Raw genomic sequence first — 14,555 nt, 5'->3', positions numbered from 1 at the left:
CGCGAAGCCCAGCAGATCGCGCCTTTCGCGCGCTTTTTTGTGGGCGGATGCGTGGCGGGTAAATCTTGAATGGACCCCGGCCCTGAGCAAGATTAGCCGTTTGTCGCGACTGTCAACTCTGACAGTTGGCCTCGTTCAACGGCCAAGGCATAAGTGGAATGGCAGCACACCAAATACCTCCAACTGAAGGAGCTGAATGATGGAAACGAGAGAAAACTTTGCCGCACCGGAACTGAAGGAGGCGGTGGGACAAACCGTCTACTTGTCTCAACTCGAGCATGACGCCACTGCGGTTATCAAGCCTTATACCTTCATGGAAATAGGCGACAGGGTCAGATTGACTGTCAAGACCGTCTACGGGGGATCATTCGAGAACGAAACGGTAATCACAAACGGGACTATCGGGATGCCTATTACCTTTCTTGTCCCGAAAACCGTCTTAGCGGAGAACTGGAGCCCCAGTGAAAACCCCGCGCTCACGCTCTTTTACAGAGTAGAGAGGGCGGACGGTAATTACATTGAATCTCCTATTCTGGAACTCCATGTGAAATTGTAGCCGCTGGTTTACCGTTGGAAAGCTCATGCCCTTACGCCTCCGGAGACGAAAAAAGCGCCGCAATTTTAGCGATCCGATTCCCCTGCGTATGGGCAGGATGTGGTGGGTGGCATTTTCCTTCAGCGTCCAGGGGATCACTGCCACCTTTGTGGCTTTCGACTCTGACAGTAGTCGTCGTCCAGCGAGCGGGGGCATAAGATCTGCGAGTGCTTCAAAACGGCAAGACGCAGCAGAAATGTTCCGTACGAAAGAAGTTGAATAAAGGCGACGGAAAGCCTCTGCCTTGGAGCTCTCAGGTGAAACGTTGCCTCTGATCCATTGTTGAAAGGAACTTGGTCATGCCTTTAAGCCTCCCGGTGATTAATGAAAACGCTCGCAGCCTCAGCGACTCGACTCAAATCGAAGTGCCGTCATACCTCAATGTCTCCATAAACGATGTCGTGAAACTTGAAGTCGTCACCTCTACGGGAGAGAGATGGGAAGGCACGATAAACGTGACGCAGTCAGGACAACCGATGACATTCGATGTGCCGAATGACTGGCTGAGAAAGAATGCCCCAAACGCCCAGATCAACACTCGAGTGACCGTTACCCGGCCATCGGGAAATTTTGCCGTCGGGGAAAGCACTCTCGACCTCAAGATATGAGGCTCCTTACTCCTGTACCCAAACGCTGGTGATGGCTCTCCCGTTCAGCATCCGGAGGGCGGTTCGTCACTGCGGCACCAGACCGCTCGTCGCCACTGTCAACTCTGTCACTAGGCGCCGTTACGGCGAGGGAGCATAACCCAAGCATGGCTGTGCTGTGCGCGCCGTAGCCCCTTCCACAATCCTTTAAGTGAGTCGCCCGGACGCGACGCACAGGGCCGCCTCATAGGGAGTGACATCATGACGACGTATGCGAAGCCCACGCTCAAGGGTTTTCCAACCACCGGGGAAGTCCAGATCAACTTGTCACGGGTAGAGACGTTGACCGTGAAGATTCCGGATGCAGATTTCGCACAGAACTCGAACGCCCAACTGACTCTGGGCGTCGGCTCGGAACCCCCTACTCGGGTAGGCACTTTTGCTTCCCCGGCTGAAGGCGAAGAGACTGCACCACTCAAGGGTGTGACATTGACGCTAACCAATGTCGACTTGAACGCGTTCAACGAAAAAAATGGTTGAGGTTAGTTACGGGAGCGACTGGGAAAACGATAAATCCGATCCGCAAATGCTGCGGATTACGAGTAAGGCGTAGGGCTGCGCGCCTGCTACTTGTCAAACAGCCGCCCGGAAGCCGGACACCACTCTCTTGTGGTAAGAGGAATTTCTCTGTTGCGAGGGAGCTTGCTCCCGCTCGGTTGCGCAGCAACCGTCACCAACCTGGGGGCCGCAGCCCAGCGGGAGCAAGCTCCCTCGCCACAAAAGCATTCTTGCTACCCGAGCAGTGAGCGACTTTCAGCCCTGCGCCTGAGCCTCTTCATGGGCCTGGCGCAGCCGCTCGCGACTGTTAGTCAAATGCAAGCGCATGGCCGCCCGGGCCGCATCCGAATCCTGGCGGGCAATGGCCTCGTAGATTTCCTCGTGTTCGCGGCTCAGGCGATCCATGTAGTGCTGATGGTCGTCATGGGCCAGGCGTGCCGAGTTCAACCGGGTGCGCGGGATGATGCTGGTGCCCAGGTGGGTCATGATGTCGGTGAAATAGCGGTTGCCGGTGGACAAGGCGATTTCCAGGTGGAAGGCGAAGTCCGAGGCCACCGCATCGCTGGCGTGGGCCGCGCTTTCGTTCAAGGCATCGAGGGCCGCGCGCATGGCCGCCAATTGTTCATCGCTGCGGCGCTGCGCCGCCAGCCCGGCGGATTCCACTTCCAGGCTGATGCGCAATTCGAGGATCGCCAGTACATCGCGCAACGTGACCACCGTCGCCGGGTCGATGCGAAAACCGCTCGGGCTGGGCGTGTCCAGCACGAAGGTGCCGATGCCGTGGCGGGTTTCCACCTGGCCTGCGGCCTGCAACCGGGAAATCGCCTCGCGCACCACCGTGCGGCTGACGCCATGGGCCTCCATGATCGCCGACTCGGTGGGCAATTTATCGCCACGCTTGAGCAGTCCGTCGCGAATCTGCTCGGTCAGCACCGTCACCAGCTCCTGCGCCAGGCTGCGGCGCTTGCGGGGAAGGCGTGGGACGTTGATCGGGTTTTCCATGGTGTGTCTCTATATTTGGCAAGCAGCGAAGTGTGCATCATAGCGCAACGTGGTTGTACGATCACCGTGTGCGCATCAGGCGACGACAGCCTGTTCCACCAGTTGGCCATTTTCGATACGCACATGTCGCGGATGGAAACGTTTCAAGCTGCTTCGGTGGCCGACGCTGACAATGCTCAGGCCCGGCAGTTGGTCAATCAAGGCCTGGTACAGCGTCGCCTCGTCTTCTTCGTCCATCGCCGACGTGGCTTCGTCCATGTACAACCATAACGGCGCGTAAAGCAATGCGCGGGCGAAGGCCAGGCGTTGCTGCTCGCCGGGCGAGAGCATGCGCTGCCAGTGGTTGCTCTCGTCCAGCCGCGCAACCAGGTGCGGCAGGCGGCAGGTTTCCAGCACCTGTGCATAACGTTCGTTGGGATAAACATCGCCGGCCTGTGGATAACTCAGCACTTCGCGCAGGCTGCCGATCGGCAAGTAAGGCTTTTGCGGCAGGAATAGATAACGTGCCGACGGCAGCAGAATGCTGCCATGCCCGGCGGGCCATAAGTGCCCCATCGCCCGGAGCAAGGTGGACTTGCCGCTGCCGGAACGACCGCTGAGCATCACCCGCTCGCCGGGTTCGACATCCAGCTCTGCATGGGTCAGCAAATGACGACCGTCGCCCAAGTCCAGCCCGAGATTACGTACTTTCAGCTCGTTACCCTGGTTCTGCACATCGATCGCCGGCACGAGGTTTTCGTTGTCACTCATCGCCTGGCGGAAACTCAACAAGCGATCACAGGTGGCGCGCCATGCGGCGAGGTCGGCATAGGCGGTGATGAACCAACTGAAATTTTCCTGCACGTTACCGAACGCCGAACTGATTTGCATGAGTTCGCCCAGTTGGATCTTGCCGGTAAAATAACGCGGCGCAGCGACGATGAACGGGAAGATGATCGCGATCTGGCCGTAGCCGGAGGTGAAGAACGTCAGGCGCTTGGACACCCGCATGATGTCCCAGAAGTTATGCCAGACCAGGCCGAAGCGCCCGCTCAAGCGACGATTCTCGTTGGGCTCGCCGCCGTACAAGGCGATGCTCTCGGCGTTCTCGCGCACCCGCACCATGGAGAAACGCAGGTCGGCTTCGAAGCGCTGCTGGTTGTTGTTCAGACCGATCAGGCGACGGCCGATCAGGTGCGTCAACCAACTGCCCACCGCCGCATAAATCAGAGCGCACCAGAACATGTAGCCCGGGATGGTGTAGCCGAACACTTCAATGCTGCCCGAAATGCCCCACAAGATAACCGAGAACGATACCAGGCTGACCACGGTGCGCAGCAGGCCCAGACCCAGTTCCAGCGTGTTGGAGGTGAAACTGTTGAGGTCTTCGGATATCCGCTGGTCGGGGTTGTCGGTATAGCCGCCCTGCTCCAGTCGGTAGTAATTCTTGTCATCGAGCCAGCGGGCGAAGTGCTGCTCGGTGAGCCAGGCCCGCCAGCGGATGGTGAGCATCTGCGTGAGGTACAAACGGTACACCGCGCCGAGGATCGCCACCGCAGCGATACCGCAGAAGTACAGGATCAACCGCCAGAATGCCGCGCTGTCCTTCTCTTGCAGGGCATTGTAGAAATCCTTGTTCCAATTGTTGAACCATACCGAAATCGCCACGCTGAACAACGACAGCGCGATCACGGCGATCAACAGCATCCAGGCCTTGCCCTTCTCCTCACTGCGCCAGTATGGCGTGGTCATCTGCCAGACACGGCGGAAAAACTGGCCGCGCACCGCGTCATTGACCGCGGAATATTCAGCGTTCTGATTCATGGTTAAGGCTCTATAAAGAAAAGAACAGACTCGGGCCGATCATATAGAGCAACGGCCCGATGTGTCGCGGGGGTGGACAACATCTGTTCAGCCCAGGTTCAGCGACGTACCGGACGCTTCTGCAATTTGCGCTGCAAGGTCCGCCGGTGCATGCCCAGGGCGCGGGCCGTGGCGGAGATGTTGCCTTCGTGCTCGGTCAGCACGCGCTGGATGTGTTCCCACTGCAAACGGTCCACCGACATGGGGTTTTCCGGCACCAGGGTGTCGAGGTCGGCATGTTCGGACAGCAGCGCCGCCAGCACATCGTCCGCGTCCGCCGGTTTGCACAAATAGTTACAGGCGCCGCGCTTGATGGCTTCGACCGCGGTGGCGATGCTCGAATAACCGGTGAGGATCACCACGCGCATTTCCGGGTCCAGCTCCAGCAGCTTGGGCAACAACACCAGGCCCGAATCGCCGTCCATCTTCAGGTCGAGGGCGGCGTAGTCCGGCAGGTCGGCCTGGGCGATGGTCAGGCCCTCTTCGGCGGAACCTGCGGTGCTGACGCGAAAACCGCGACGGGACATGGCGCGGGCCATGACGCGGGTGAAGGTGGCGTCGTCATCCACCAGCAACAGGTGCGGCAGTTCTTCGCCGTCGACTTGGATCTCGTCACTCATATTCGTCTCCTCGGTCGGCATGGGGCAGGCGCAGCTCGGTGAGCGTGCCGCCTTCCTCATGGGGGTAGAGTTTCACCGAGCCGCCGGCGCGTGTCACGCTGGCCTTGCTCAAAAACAGGCCCAGGCCGAAACCTTTGCCCTTGGTGGTGAAAAACGGTTTGCCGATCTGCTCGGCAATCGCCAGCGGCACACCGGCGCCGTGGTCGCGGATGCAGATCGTCAATTCATAGGCGTCCCAGTCCAACACCACTTCCAAGCCCTCGGGGCAGGCGTCTGCGGCGTTGTTCAACAGGTTCAGCAGCGCCTGGGTCAAGTCCGGCGGCGGCGCCATGCGTGGCACCGTGCCCTTGCCCAGGCACTGGAAGCGGTAACTGGCTTCGGGGCGCATCAGGTGCCAGCGGTTCAAGGCATCGTCGAGCCAGAACGTGACCGCTTGCATGTCGATGTCCAGCCGACGGTTGGCCTCGGCGGCGCGCACCAGGTATTGCAGGGTCTCCTTGCAGAGCTTGACCTGATCCTGCAACACGCTGAGGTCTTCCTGCAACGCCGGGTCTTTATGATCCTGGCGCATTTCCTTGAGCAACACGCTCATGGTCGCCAGCGGCGTGCCCAACTCGTGGGCGGCGCCGGCGGCCTGGGTTGCCACGGCCAGCAACTGCTCGTCCCGCAGGCCTTCTTCGCGGCGAATGGCCCGCAGTTCTTCCTGGCGGCGCAGCTCCTCGGCCATGCGCGCGGCAAAAAACGTGATGACCGCCGCAGCCAGGGCGAAGCTCAGCCACATGCCGTAGATCTGCAGATTCTCCCGGGCGATGGGGAAGGTTTCCAGCGGATAGAACCGCGCCAGCAACAAGGTGTACAGCGCCAGGGCGATGCCGGACAGGATCAGCGAAAAAACGCCATGGCAGCGTCACGGCGGCGATGGTCAGCGGCACCAGATAATAGGAGACGAAGGGGTTGGTCGAGCCGCCGGAGAAATACAGCAGCGCACTGTGGATAAACAGGTCGCAGGCCAGTTGCACGGCGTATTCAAGCTCGGTCACCGGCCAGGACGTGCGCAGGCGAATCGCCGTCAACGCACACAGCACGCTGGAGCACGCCAGGGTGATCGCCAGTTGCAGCCAGGGCAGCGGCAGCAGATCGAACCAATAGGCGAGCCCCACGGAGCCGGCCTGGGCCGCGAGGACCAGAATGCGGATAAACGTCAGGCGCCAGAGGTTCTGGCGCGAAGCGGAAGTCATTTGCAAAGGGGCGAGCATGAGCTCTCCTGATGAGCGCTCCAGGCGGATCGCACGGAGTATAACCAAGGCACGGTGGGCAGAGGCAGATATGCGGCAAAGCGCCACAGCCCTGAAGCTACCTATACCCCCTGTGGCGAGGGAGCCACTTTGCTGCAATCTGTATAGAAGTTGTAACTGTGCGAACCGGACCATAAACGCTAGAGTCTTATCGTTCACGCAGGCCTGGAACCTACCCCTGCGCATCATCCCAAGGAGCTTTCATGCACACGTTCAGTCGCCCCGCCGCCCTGCTCGCCCTCAGCCTCGGCACCGTCGCCAGCCTGCCGGCCCTGGCCGCCGACGAGCTTCATTACAACCAGATCTCCCTGCGCGCCGAAGCCAGCCAGGAAGTGGCCCGCGACCTGATGATCGTCACCCTCTACACCGAGGAACAGAACACCGACCCGGCCAGGCTCGCGGCAGCCATCAGCACCACCCTGAACAAAGCCATCGGCCAGGCCAAGCAAGTCAAGGACATCAACCTGCGCCAAGGCAGCCGCAACAGCTATCCGATCTACGACAACAAGGGCCAGAAAATCACCGGCTGGCGCGAACGCGCCGAACTGCGCCTGGAAAGCGCCGACTTCGCTGCCCTGTCCAAACTCACCGGTGAACTGCTCACCGACATGAAAATGGCCGGCATGGACTTCGCCATCGCCACCGCCACCCGCCAGACCAGCGAAGACGCCCTGCTCAAGGATGCCGTCAACGCCTTCAAAGCCCGCGCCCAACTGGCCACCGAAGCGTTGGGCGGCAAGGGCTACAAGATCGTCAACCTGAACTTCAATACCAACGGCTACCCACAACCGTACATGCGCCCGCAGATGATGATGAAAGCGGCGTCCATGGATGCTGAGTCGGTGACGCCTGAGGTGGAAGCGGGCACCAGCAAAGTGACGATGACCGCAGATGGGGTTGTTGAGGTGTTGATGCAGTAATCATTCAAGGCAGCGGGTCAATCGCACTGATGGCATTTGACCCGCCTGTTTCGGAAGGGGCCTTTAGCCTGGCGGCACGGCCTTTACATTCTTATTTCAGCAAAGCAACGGCTGCTTTAGCGAGCTGGATGAACAACTCATCATCCTGCGCATCAAAATCGCCATCTCCGTCAGCATCCCCTTTAACGTCCACCTTGTCGTAGCGGCCGTTCTTCAGAGAGGAGGACACAGAGGTGGAAAAATCCAGCTCTTTCCCGCTGTAGAACTCGAATAGGACCTCTGGGCTACTATCACGATCCAGGTCTTCGATAGATATGCGAATTTCTTTAGCGGCCATGATTACACCTCTTCCAATGAATAAGTAATGACGGCATCGCCACAGAAGTGGAGCGCGCCGGATTCAACCTACCTCCGGGCGCACAGCGTCGCTACTGTCAGATCTGTCAGGTGTATGCCTATACAGACATTCTCAAGGTATTTGGCTGGCCGGCGCTTCAAGCTGATCCAACGCCTTGTCCACCAGCAACTGGCACAACTCCACCAACTGATGAATCCCCAGCGCCACGCTGCGCCGCGTGCCCTCCACTTCAAACGCCAGGTCCTCGGCCATGGTCTTGATCGAGGCCAGGGTTTCGGAAGTGCTGGTCAGCAGCGTATCGGTGTCTGCCTTGGCGGTGACGGAGAACAGGCTGTCGATACGTGGATCGGTACTGGGCTTTGAAGGCTTCGGATTGAGGTAATGATCGAGGGCCCGTTCGGCGGCGGCTCGGTCCTTTAGCAGATCTTCGATGGCGTCGAATTCTGCTAGGGGGGTTGTTCTGTTGAAGTTCGGTTCAGTCTTTCCTTCGTTCATGTGCATGCTCCTGATGAAGTTGGAGCCATCACTCGCCGTTACGGTCGTGAGGCTTACGACCTACTATTTTCGGGTTCCCACTCCCGGTCGCTGTTTCGCAGCGACAGGCAAAAGGTTAGAGACAGCACTTCCGACCGACAACCCTAAAAACATGTCGGATATTTCGTTAAGCAAGCCCGAACGGTCCTACTCTTCTGAAGGAAACGTGCCAGCTAACGGACCACCCACCCCACTCGCTCCAAGCTAAGGCAAGCTCGCAACCGGAACACGCTCCTGCGGCCGCGTGACATCAAACACATGCTGCTCGCAACGGCTGCCCACAAACTGAAATTCCACCAGATAAACCTTGCCCCGCTCCGGCGTAAAAGTGCTTCGGACCGGACCACAGCGGTAACCATTACCGATGCTGCCACCACTGGCGTAACCGGAAACCTCGAACGGTTGATCGACGTCAGCCTGCACTTCCAACTGCGGGAAATGCTTCAAGGTTGCGCTGTGCACCGTTTCGTTGACCTTGGCAATCCAGCCGAACACCTTGCCCCGACCGGTATCCACCACGGTTCCTTGCACATCCATACGCTGATCAGGATCCGCCGCGCGCCTGATGGAAAACTCCACTGGATAAGTAGCCCCGGACGCTTTCATGATGACCTTGGCGTGCTGCGCATCGACGGTCACTTTGTTTTGCTGGAACTGGATACCGTTGTTGAGCACGGTGGGGGAGGAATCTCTGACGTTGGATTTGCAGCCGGGTAAGGTCAGGATCAGGGTTAAGAGCATCAGGGGGAACTTGTTCATAAACACTCCGTGCGCATGATTAGGTGGCTCATCGGTGCTTGACGCGCTATTCCAGTTTTTTGAATTTTTACACCACTGAATCGTACAGCTAATGCCTTAGCAGACAACAAACACGTCGATCATCCTGGGCTGAGATCACGGAAAATCGACACTGGGAGAGGGTTAAATAAGTGCCATTCAGATCAGTACCCTTTTCTGTGGTTTTCTACCCCCCATTTTTTCTTAGATCACCATATTGTTTTTGTACACAACACCATCCCCCTCATTAAACGCATATACACGATCAAACTGAAAAGAAAGGACGAAGCGCGACGAAGAGCATTTGGAAACCTCTTCCATCAGATGCTTGATTTCGCTCCAGTTTTGCTCCAGCTGCTGCATAGGACAATGAAATGCACCCAATACACCCACCTGCCACTCAACGTTCCATCCTTCCGCTGCGACGGCACTCGGAGGCTCAACCTCCTCAAAATAAAAGAAACCGTTCGATGCAGAAAAATACCCCTCAAAGGACCTCTCCTCCATTTCAATATCGTTAGCGATTTCTGCCACGGCCCCCTTAATTATTTCCAATGACACGCCAACCTCTACTTCCATAAACATTGTTATTGTCATTAGTCAATCTCGATAACACGCTTGTTATCACCCTTCATCAGAAACAAGCGCTTCAGATTTTTAATAGGACTTAATTTCAATGCACTCTCTATCGCCTCGATACTTAGGGGCGAGTCAGCGAGGTTTATCACGATATTGTCAGCTTGCTTCTGCACCTTGTAGCCTACCGTTTTCAATACTGAAATAGGGCTCGTTTAGGTCGGGGAATACACATCGGCCAGTTCTCCATTTATCCGAAGATCTGGACGCGATTCGCCTTTTTTCCCTTGGTTCGGCAATTGTTCAACGTCATATCCTGCTTTTGCAAACTCTTTCGCAGCCTCGTTCTGTCGTTGAATGGAACGCACCATATCTGGTGGAGCGTTCGGTGGCGGTATTTCTGCTTCACCTTTCAACGAACCAATCTTAGGCAAGCCACTTACTGCGGCCTCTGAGTCAGTGACCGCGCTGGAAGGGTTGCTGTTCTTGCCCGTAGAAGCTCCCGTACGTACCGCCTTGGCTTCCGTAAATTTATCCAGAGCAGCCTGAACTCTAGGCGAAAGCCCGCCTTCGCCAGCACCACGCGCACCGCCGGAGCCGGGTATGACCAGTGCAGCCAAGCTCGTTGCGTTTTCCCACTGGTCAGTGACCTTCGCTAGGTTCGTCAGGTCGTTTAGTGCACGCTCTGTCAGGGTGTCCTTGTATTGCGTGCAGAGCGTCGTCGTACAGTTAAAACATACAAAGGGGACGGATTTATTTCTCATCCCTTATCCCAAGCAGCAGGAAACATAACAAGAAAGAGGACAGATTTATTTTCCGATCAGCTTTTGCCCCTACACAATCAATCAGGGCTTGATCACTCCCCGTCATGACAGGCTTAGAAAATAAATCTGTCTCCTTTTTTCGCCGGTTCTGCTCTATTTCAGCCAGTCAAAGCACATCACAAAAACGTGGTCTGTCCCCGGTTCTGTGTGGCTTTCAAGACTGCTCGATCAATCATGCCATCAGTAATGTAAGGTACAAAACCAAGCCTATCTCCCATCTCAAAGCTCTTCTTGTAACCGTCCAATCGTTCAACGTCACCAGCTATTGCCAATGCAGCCAAGTACCGAAGGGGCATCGCGCCTTTACTGTCAGTCGGCAGATTTCTATAAACCATCAGGCCGGACTCAATATTTTGAGAGCGTGCCCAAGACATGGCTTTCTCAGACATCCTGAGAACATCATCACTAGAAAATTTAGGCAACTTCTCTGGAGGCTCATTACTAACTATTACTGGCGAATATCCGTCCCCCTCTCCCCGCACAAAAGCAACAGTTTCCGAGAATTCTCTGGTCGAAACCGATGGCATAAGTGACACCCGAAAATGGTCCGAGCGCTTCCTCACAGATGGGATTATCTGAACTTTAACCCTATCAACATCTGTCACGCAAAAATAATCCCCGACTTCATCCTTACTACAAGCCCAGCCCTGCTCCGTCAAAATTGAAACCACATCTTTTTCTTTCATCACTTAGCACCAGGAAAATTAATTACCTCAATAGGGATACCGTTAGGATAACCTTGATCCTTTAGTTGTACGCCTGGTGTCAGGCCGAAACTTACGGCAACTTTCCCTCTTGGAATTGAAGTCCCATCTTTTATTTGAGGGAAAATTTCTGACTGACGTATACTCAAAAAAGGGGGACAGATTTATTATCCAGATTCACCGTAGGCGAGCCTAAGCAAGCGGTCAATCAGCCCGCATTCCGTTCGTCATTTCGTAATAACGACTGGAATGATCATCGGAGAGGGTCCTGCCGGCGGGCTGATCATGCCTTCGCTTTTCACAACGGGTATTCCCTTGCGTTTGATTGCCTCAAACAGCTCCTTGGTAGCTGACGAGTCGATATAGCCACCCTCATCTATCGACGCGCTCAACGCTAACTGACGCCGTTCTTCCGTCATTTGGAGCTGACTGGTCCGAAAAATCGTATGCAGGGCAATGTTTTTAAGCGCCGATATATCCACATGAGCGATCTCGACGTATTTCAATGCCTTCGCATCCCACCCCTGAACGTAGAGATTACTGGCGGTCAATGCATAGGTGCAGAAATAGTAAGTGCCGGTGTTCGAACCGGGGGTTGAGACGATCAGAGAGCAACGGCCGTGTTGCAGGATAGGGCCAGTCAGCCCTGGGTAGTCCTTGGCAAGTTGCGCAGGAAACTGAGCACGATCGTAATAGATGGTGGCTTTGTCGTAAGGGGTTGTGTTGCAGGCGGACAGAAGCAATGTCATGGACAGTAAAAGAGACGTGGCGAAATAGCGCATTGAACAACCCTTAAGAACCGAAACACAAAATAATGGAATTTTTCTTGCGGCAGGTCTTCCTCTTGAAAGACCAAAGCCAACTTGCTTCATTTTGCAGGGACATAAACTTATCGGCACTAAATAGCACATTCAAATCTGCTACCTCTTCCCAGAATTCGAAGATCAGCGATTATCGCTCTCATAGACATTCCGCAAACACAAACGCTGGGACACGTCCGATCAAGTTTAATTTCTACAACTCACCAAACCTCATGAGTCTCAGCTCTGTAATTCTTTTCAATACGTTCAACAAGCAATGGCGCACTGATAATTCCTCTTGTGGGTAGTTTCAGTTCTTCCACGCTCACCTCTCTTTCCAGCCGAACTGATTCGCTTCCATTCCACAGCCAAACGGCGCCCCCCGGCCCTCCATTCCTGGAGCGGAACGTAGGGAAGATTTGTAAAGCTTCGGGAACCGGAACGTTTGCCACGACGGATAGCAGACCTTGATTGACCGCACTTTGAACAACAAAAAATGCCGAGAACTGTGGTTCGCCCTCAACCACCGTTGAGAAATCTTTTGGTTGTTCATTATAGAAACCGGGGAAGACACGAATTAAAAAACCGAACTCCGGGTGCTTGTGGGTAACTTGCGCATAGGCGACGCCTTGTGAGGTTAATACTTGCAATACATCACCAAACTTTACTTTCTTGGCCATTTAAAAACCCTCACATCCCTCGGCGATGGGCCACGTTTTCTATCTGAGAAACGCACGGATAACGTGGTCTGTCCCCGGTTCTCTCCTAACGCTCAATTTTAATTAGCTCCGAATATTCCCCAAATTTCGGAAACACCTCATAATTATTGACCGGATCAAAACTAGAAACCGCCTTCTCAACCGCGTGCGGATTAAAGGCCTGCCGCCTAATAACTAGTTCCCCACTCCGATCAAAAAAATACGTCACACCCTCTTTGACTTTATCGCCACCATCAAAAAATTCCCGATGCGTCACCATGGAGAGAAATAACTTATCATCCTCCACCCGGTGAAACTGATAGCTCATGTATTCACGTAAATTCTGATCCAAGAACCCAACGCCCACCATACCTTTATCAGTTAAAAATTCTAAAAAACAGCTAGGTTTCGTTGCAGAACCGATAAGAGCTGTATACGGCACCCCCGATTCATGATTGATACGCGCGGCAGCCTCGTCATAGGGCTCGAGAGCGATTTTCTTTATCCTAAACCAAGACTTGCAAAAATAAACTTCAGCTTTCATCAGTAAATTTTCCCATTAGAATCTCTGATTACCACGCCAACTTTTGTTGCCGCATCGAGGACCGATTTCGGAACGCCTTTCACTTGCGGCGGAACCTCCAAAATCAGAGAACCTTGTCCCTCAGGGACAGACGACGTTTTCTATCTGAGAAACGCACAGATAACGTGGTCTGTACCCGGTTCTCTCCAACTCACCAAACTTCATGAGTCTCAGCTCTGTAATTTTTTTCAATACGTTCAACAAGCAATGGCGCGCTGATAATTCCTTCCGTCGGATACTTTAGCTCATCAGGCCTAAATTCCCTTTCGAGTCGAGATGAGTCTTTACCATCCCACAACCAAAGGGAGCCACCCGGACTGCCATTCCTAGAGCGGAATATAGGAAATACTTGTAAGCTTTCGGGAACCGGGACATTTTCAACAACGGACAGGAGGCCTTGATTTACCGCACTTTGAACAACAAAAAATGCAGAAAACTGGGGTTCCCTCTCAACCACCGCTGAAAAATCTTTTGGCTTTTCATTATAAAAACCTGGAAAGACACGAATTAGAAAGTCGAACTCCGGATGCTTGTGGGTAACTTGCGCATAGGCGACGCCTTGCGCGGTCAACACCTGCAAAATGTCGCCCAACTTTACTTTCTTGGCCATTTAAAAACCCTCTCACCCCTCAGCGTCCCTCAGGGACAGACCCCGTTTTCGGAAAAAAGGGGACAGATTTATTTTCACCCGCTGCAAATCAAAAATCAGATACGGAGCACTCCGCTAGTCACCAGAGGAAAATAAATCCGTCCCATTTCCCTTTCAGAAAATAAATCTGCCCCTTTTTTCTCTGATCACTCCCCGTCATGACAGGCTTAGAAAATAAATCTGTCCCCTTTTCTGCCGGCACTTTTAGCAAGCTTATTTATTTTTCACAAAGCTGACATAAACCGTCTCTATCACAGCGTCCTCCTCACCGATATCAGGCGCATAAACCCTAAGACCCAATCCGTCCACATCAAATCCTGTACTGTTAAAGTTCAGGACCTCGCCTTGCGCAACCAAATGCTGCTGAACTTCAAGTACATCCGCACCGGATAAACGCTGTCCGCGCCAGCTGAGGTCGCTCCATTTCAAGAATTCCAAGCCGATGATGGTGAAACCCTCATCAAAATAAACATGCACTCCTAGATCATCGTAGGCGTCAGTCGGAACTGTAGAGTCTGGAATTTTATAAAACTCCTCGAACTCCTCTCCCAATACCGCTCTCGATTGGTCACGGTGCACGCCGGTGTGCATTGATCCAATATCACCAAAACCCACCAACTCGAAACTCATTCT

The 14,555-nt window shown here is 54.6% G+C and carries 19 protein-coding genes and 1 pseudogene; 4 read left to right on the top strand and 16 right to left on the bottom strand.

Features of this window, described 5'->3' with window-relative positions:
• The first annotated feature begins 199 nt into the window (after window positions 1–199).
• From J3P79_RS04435 to J3P79_RS04425, 3 genes are all read left to right on the top strand, one after another.
• Window positions 200–556 (top strand): hypothetical protein, encoded by a 357-nt coding sequence (locus J3P79_RS04435; protein ID WP_434608454.1) that lies wholly within the window; start codon window positions 200–202, stop codon window positions 554–556.
• 338 nt (window positions 557–894) lie between these two features.
• Entirely contained in the window at window positions 895–1,203 is a 309-nt protein-coding gene (locus J3P79_RS04430) for a hypothetical protein (RefSeq protein WP_434608452.1), read from the top strand.
• A 240-nt stretch (window positions 1,204–1,443) separates the two neighbouring features.
• Window positions 1,444–1,722 carry a hypothetical protein gene (locus tag J3P79_RS04425; RefSeq protein ID WP_434608450.1) on the top strand — a complete coding sequence of 93 codons (279 nt, stop codon included), beginning with the start codon at window positions 1,444–1,446 and terminating at the stop codon, window positions 1,720–1,722.
• 273 nt (window positions 1,723–1,995) lie between these two features.
• Here J3P79_RS04425 and J3P79_RS04420 read toward each other — a convergent pair whose 3' ends face one another.
• The 4 genes and pseudogenes from J3P79_RS04420 to J3P79_RS04405 form a co-directional block, all read right to left on the bottom strand.
• Window positions 1,996–2,742, bottom strand: a complete 747-nt coding sequence (locus J3P79_RS04420) for a FadR/GntR family transcriptional regulator (RefSeq protein WP_030139831.1) — start codon at window positions 2,740–2,742, stop codon at window positions 1,996–1,998.
• Between the two features lie 75 nt (window positions 2,743–2,817).
• Window positions 2,818–4,545: an ABC transporter ATP-binding protein/permease gene (locus tag J3P79_RS04415; RefSeq protein WP_434608448.1), complete on the bottom strand. Its 1,728-nt coding sequence runs from the start codon at window positions 4,543–4,545 to the stop codon at window positions 2,818–2,820.
• Between the two features lie 98 nt (window positions 4,546–4,643).
• Window positions 4,644–5,204 carry a response regulator transcription factor gene (locus J3P79_RS04410; protein ID WP_003177957.1) on the bottom strand — a complete coding sequence of 187 codons (561 nt, stop codon included), beginning with the start codon at window positions 5,202–5,204 and terminating at the stop codon, window positions 4,644–4,646.
• Window positions 5,197–6,460: pseudogene (locus J3P79_RS04405) on the bottom strand (ATP-binding protein). The gene J3P79_RS04410 and the pseudogene J3P79_RS04405 overlap by 8 nt, the downstream one beginning before the upstream one ends.
• Before the next feature lie 242 nt (window positions 6,461–6,702).
• Between J3P79_RS04405 and J3P79_RS04400 the strand changes: the two are divergent.
• Window positions 6,703–7,419 carry an SIMPL domain-containing protein gene (locus tag J3P79_RS04400; RefSeq protein WP_434608446.1) on the top strand — a complete coding sequence of 239 codons (717 nt, stop codon included), beginning with the start codon at window positions 6,703–6,705 and terminating at the stop codon, window positions 7,417–7,419.
• Between the two features lie 91 nt (window positions 7,420–7,510).
• On the opposite strand, the gene J3P79_RS04395 is transcribed toward J3P79_RS04400, so the two are convergent.
• The 12 genes from J3P79_RS04395 to J3P79_RS04340 form a co-directional block, all read right to left on the bottom strand.
• Complete coding sequence (locus J3P79_RS04395) at window positions 7,511–7,756, bottom strand: hypothetical protein (RefSeq protein ID WP_024618924.1); 246 nt, start codon at window positions 7,754–7,756, stop codon at window positions 7,511–7,513.
• Between the two features lie 132 nt (window positions 7,757–7,888).
• Window positions 7,889–8,272, bottom strand: coding sequence for a DUF6124 family protein (locus J3P79_RS04390; protein WP_434608444.1), 384 nt, complete (start codon window positions 8,270–8,272; stop codon window positions 7,889–7,891).
• Between the two features lie 243 nt (window positions 8,273–8,515).
• Window positions 8,516–9,070, bottom strand: a complete 555-nt coding sequence (locus tag J3P79_RS04385) for a hypothetical protein (RefSeq protein WP_434608442.1) — start codon at window positions 9,068–9,070, stop codon at window positions 8,516–8,518.
• A gap of 222 nt (window positions 9,071–9,292) precedes the next feature.
• A complete protein-coding gene (locus J3P79_RS04380) occupies window positions 9,293–9,673 on the bottom strand; it encodes a hypothetical protein (RefSeq protein ID WP_152668450.1) in 381 nt (126 codons plus the stop codon).
• An 11-nt stretch (window positions 9,674–9,684) separates the two neighbouring features.
• The gene (locus J3P79_RS04375) at window positions 9,685–9,816 is read right to left on the bottom strand and encodes a hypothetical protein (protein WP_434611349.1); all 132 of its coding nucleotides are present in this window, start codon (window positions 9,814–9,816) and stop codon (window positions 9,685–9,687) included.
• 63 nt (window positions 9,817–9,879) lie between these two features.
• Window positions 9,880–10,428, bottom strand: coding sequence for a hypothetical protein (locus J3P79_RS04370; RefSeq protein WP_434608440.1), 549 nt, complete (start codon window positions 10,426–10,428; stop codon window positions 9,880–9,882).
• A gap of 176 nt (window positions 10,429–10,604) precedes the next feature.
• Complete coding sequence (locus tag J3P79_RS04365) at window positions 10,605–11,174, bottom strand: DUF6990 domain-containing protein (RefSeq protein ID WP_434608438.1); 570 nt, start codon at window positions 11,172–11,174, stop codon at window positions 10,605–10,607.
• A gap of 245 nt (window positions 11,175–11,419) precedes the next feature.
• Window positions 11,420–11,974: a hypothetical protein gene (locus J3P79_RS04360; protein WP_039592271.1), complete on the bottom strand. Its 555-nt coding sequence runs from the start codon at window positions 11,972–11,974 to the stop codon at window positions 11,420–11,422.
• A 239-nt stretch (window positions 11,975–12,213) separates the two neighbouring features.
• Window positions 12,214–12,672 (bottom strand): hypothetical protein, encoded by a 459-nt coding sequence (locus tag J3P79_RS04355; protein WP_082112108.1) that lies wholly within the window; start codon window positions 12,670–12,672, stop codon window positions 12,214–12,216.
• 85 nt (window positions 12,673–12,757) lie between these two features.
• On the bottom strand, window positions 12,758–13,234 hold the full coding sequence (locus J3P79_RS04350; protein ID WP_039592272.1) for a hypothetical protein: 477 nt from the start codon (window positions 13,232–13,234) through the stop codon (window positions 12,758–12,760).
• A gap of 190 nt (window positions 13,235–13,424) precedes the next feature.
• On the bottom strand, window positions 13,425–13,883 hold the full coding sequence (locus tag J3P79_RS04345; protein ID WP_434608436.1) for a hypothetical protein: 459 nt from the start codon (window positions 13,881–13,883) through the stop codon (window positions 13,425–13,427).
• Window positions 13,884–14,135: 252 nt separating this feature from the next.
• Window positions 14,136–14,552, bottom strand: coding sequence for a hypothetical protein (locus J3P79_RS04340; RefSeq protein WP_434608435.1), 417 nt, complete (start codon window positions 14,550–14,552; stop codon window positions 14,136–14,138).
• Window positions 14,553–14,555 lie beyond the last annotated feature (3 nt).

The sequence above is a fragment of the Pseudomonas sp. R1-7 genome (assembly GCF_051132105.1).
Classification (GTDB): Bacteria; Pseudomonadota; Gammaproteobacteria; order Pseudomonadales; family Pseudomonadaceae; genus Aquipseudomonas.
This window is presented reverse-complemented; position numbering and strand designations above follow the sequence as displayed.

Coding starts and splice junctions, on each gene's coding strand:
- J3P79_RS04365 (WP_434608438.1), bottom strand. CDS start 11,174: ATGAAAGAAAAAGATGTGGTTTCAATTTTGACGGAGCAGGGCTGGGCT.
- J3P79_RS04345 (WP_434608436.1), bottom strand. CDS start 13,883: ATGGCCAAGAAAGTAAAGTTGGGCGACATTTTGCAGGTGTTGACCGCG.
- J3P79_RS04425 (WP_434608450.1), top strand. CDS start 1,444: ATGACGACGTATGCGAAGCCCACGCTCAAGGGTTTTCCAACCACCGGG.
- J3P79_RS04370 (WP_434608440.1), bottom strand. CDS start 10,428: ATGAGAAATAAATCCGTCCCCTTTGTATGTTTTAACTGTACGACGACG.
- J3P79_RS04430 (WP_434608452.1), top strand. CDS start 895: ATGCCTTTAAGCCTCCCGGTGATTAATGAAAACGCTCGCAGCCTCAGC.
- J3P79_RS04410 (WP_003177957.1), bottom strand. CDS start 5,204: ATGAGTGACGAGATCCAAGTCGACGGCGAAGAACTGCCGCACCTGTTG.
- J3P79_RS04400 (WP_434608446.1), top strand. CDS start 6,703: ATGCACACGTTCAGTCGCCCCGCCGCCCTGCTCGCCCTCAGCCTCGGC.
- J3P79_RS04395 (WP_024618924.1), bottom strand. CDS start 7,756: ATGGCCGCTAAAGAAATTCGCATATCTATCGAAGACCTGGATCGTGAT.
- J3P79_RS04360 (WP_039592271.1), bottom strand. CDS start 11,974: ATGCGCTATTTCGCCACGTCTCTTTTACTGTCCATGACATTGCTTCTG.
- J3P79_RS04385 (WP_434608442.1), bottom strand. CDS start 9,070: ATGAACAAGTTCCCCCTGATGCTCTTAACCCTGATCCTGACCTTACCC.
- J3P79_RS04355 (WP_082112108.1), bottom strand. CDS start 12,672: ATGGCCAAGAAAGTAAAGTTTGGTGATGTATTGCAAGTATTAACCTCA.
- J3P79_RS04415 (WP_434608448.1), bottom strand. CDS start 4,545: ATGAATCAGAACGCTGAATATTCCGCGGTCAATGACGCGGTGCGCGGC.
- J3P79_RS04435 (WP_434608454.1), top strand. CDS start 200: ATGGAAACGAGAGAAAACTTTGCCGCACCGGAACTGAAGGAGGCGGTG.
- J3P79_RS04420 (WP_030139831.1), bottom strand. CDS start 2,742: ATGGAAAACCCGATCAACGTCCCACGCCTTCCCCGCAAGCGCCGCAGC.
- J3P79_RS04380 (WP_152668450.1), bottom strand. CDS start 9,673: ATGTTTATGGAAGTAGAGGTTGGCGTGTCATTGGAAATAATTAAGGGG.
- J3P79_RS04340 (WP_434608435.1), bottom strand. CDS start 14,552: ATGAGTTTCGAGTTGGTGGGTTTTGGTGATATTGGATCAATGCACACC.
- J3P79_RS04350 (WP_039592272.1), bottom strand. CDS start 13,234: ATGAAAGCTGAAGTTTATTTTTGCAAGTCTTGGTTTAGGATAAAGAAA.
- J3P79_RS04390 (WP_434608444.1), bottom strand. CDS start 8,272: ATGAACGAAGGAAAGACTGAACCGAACTTCAACAGAACAACCCCCCTA.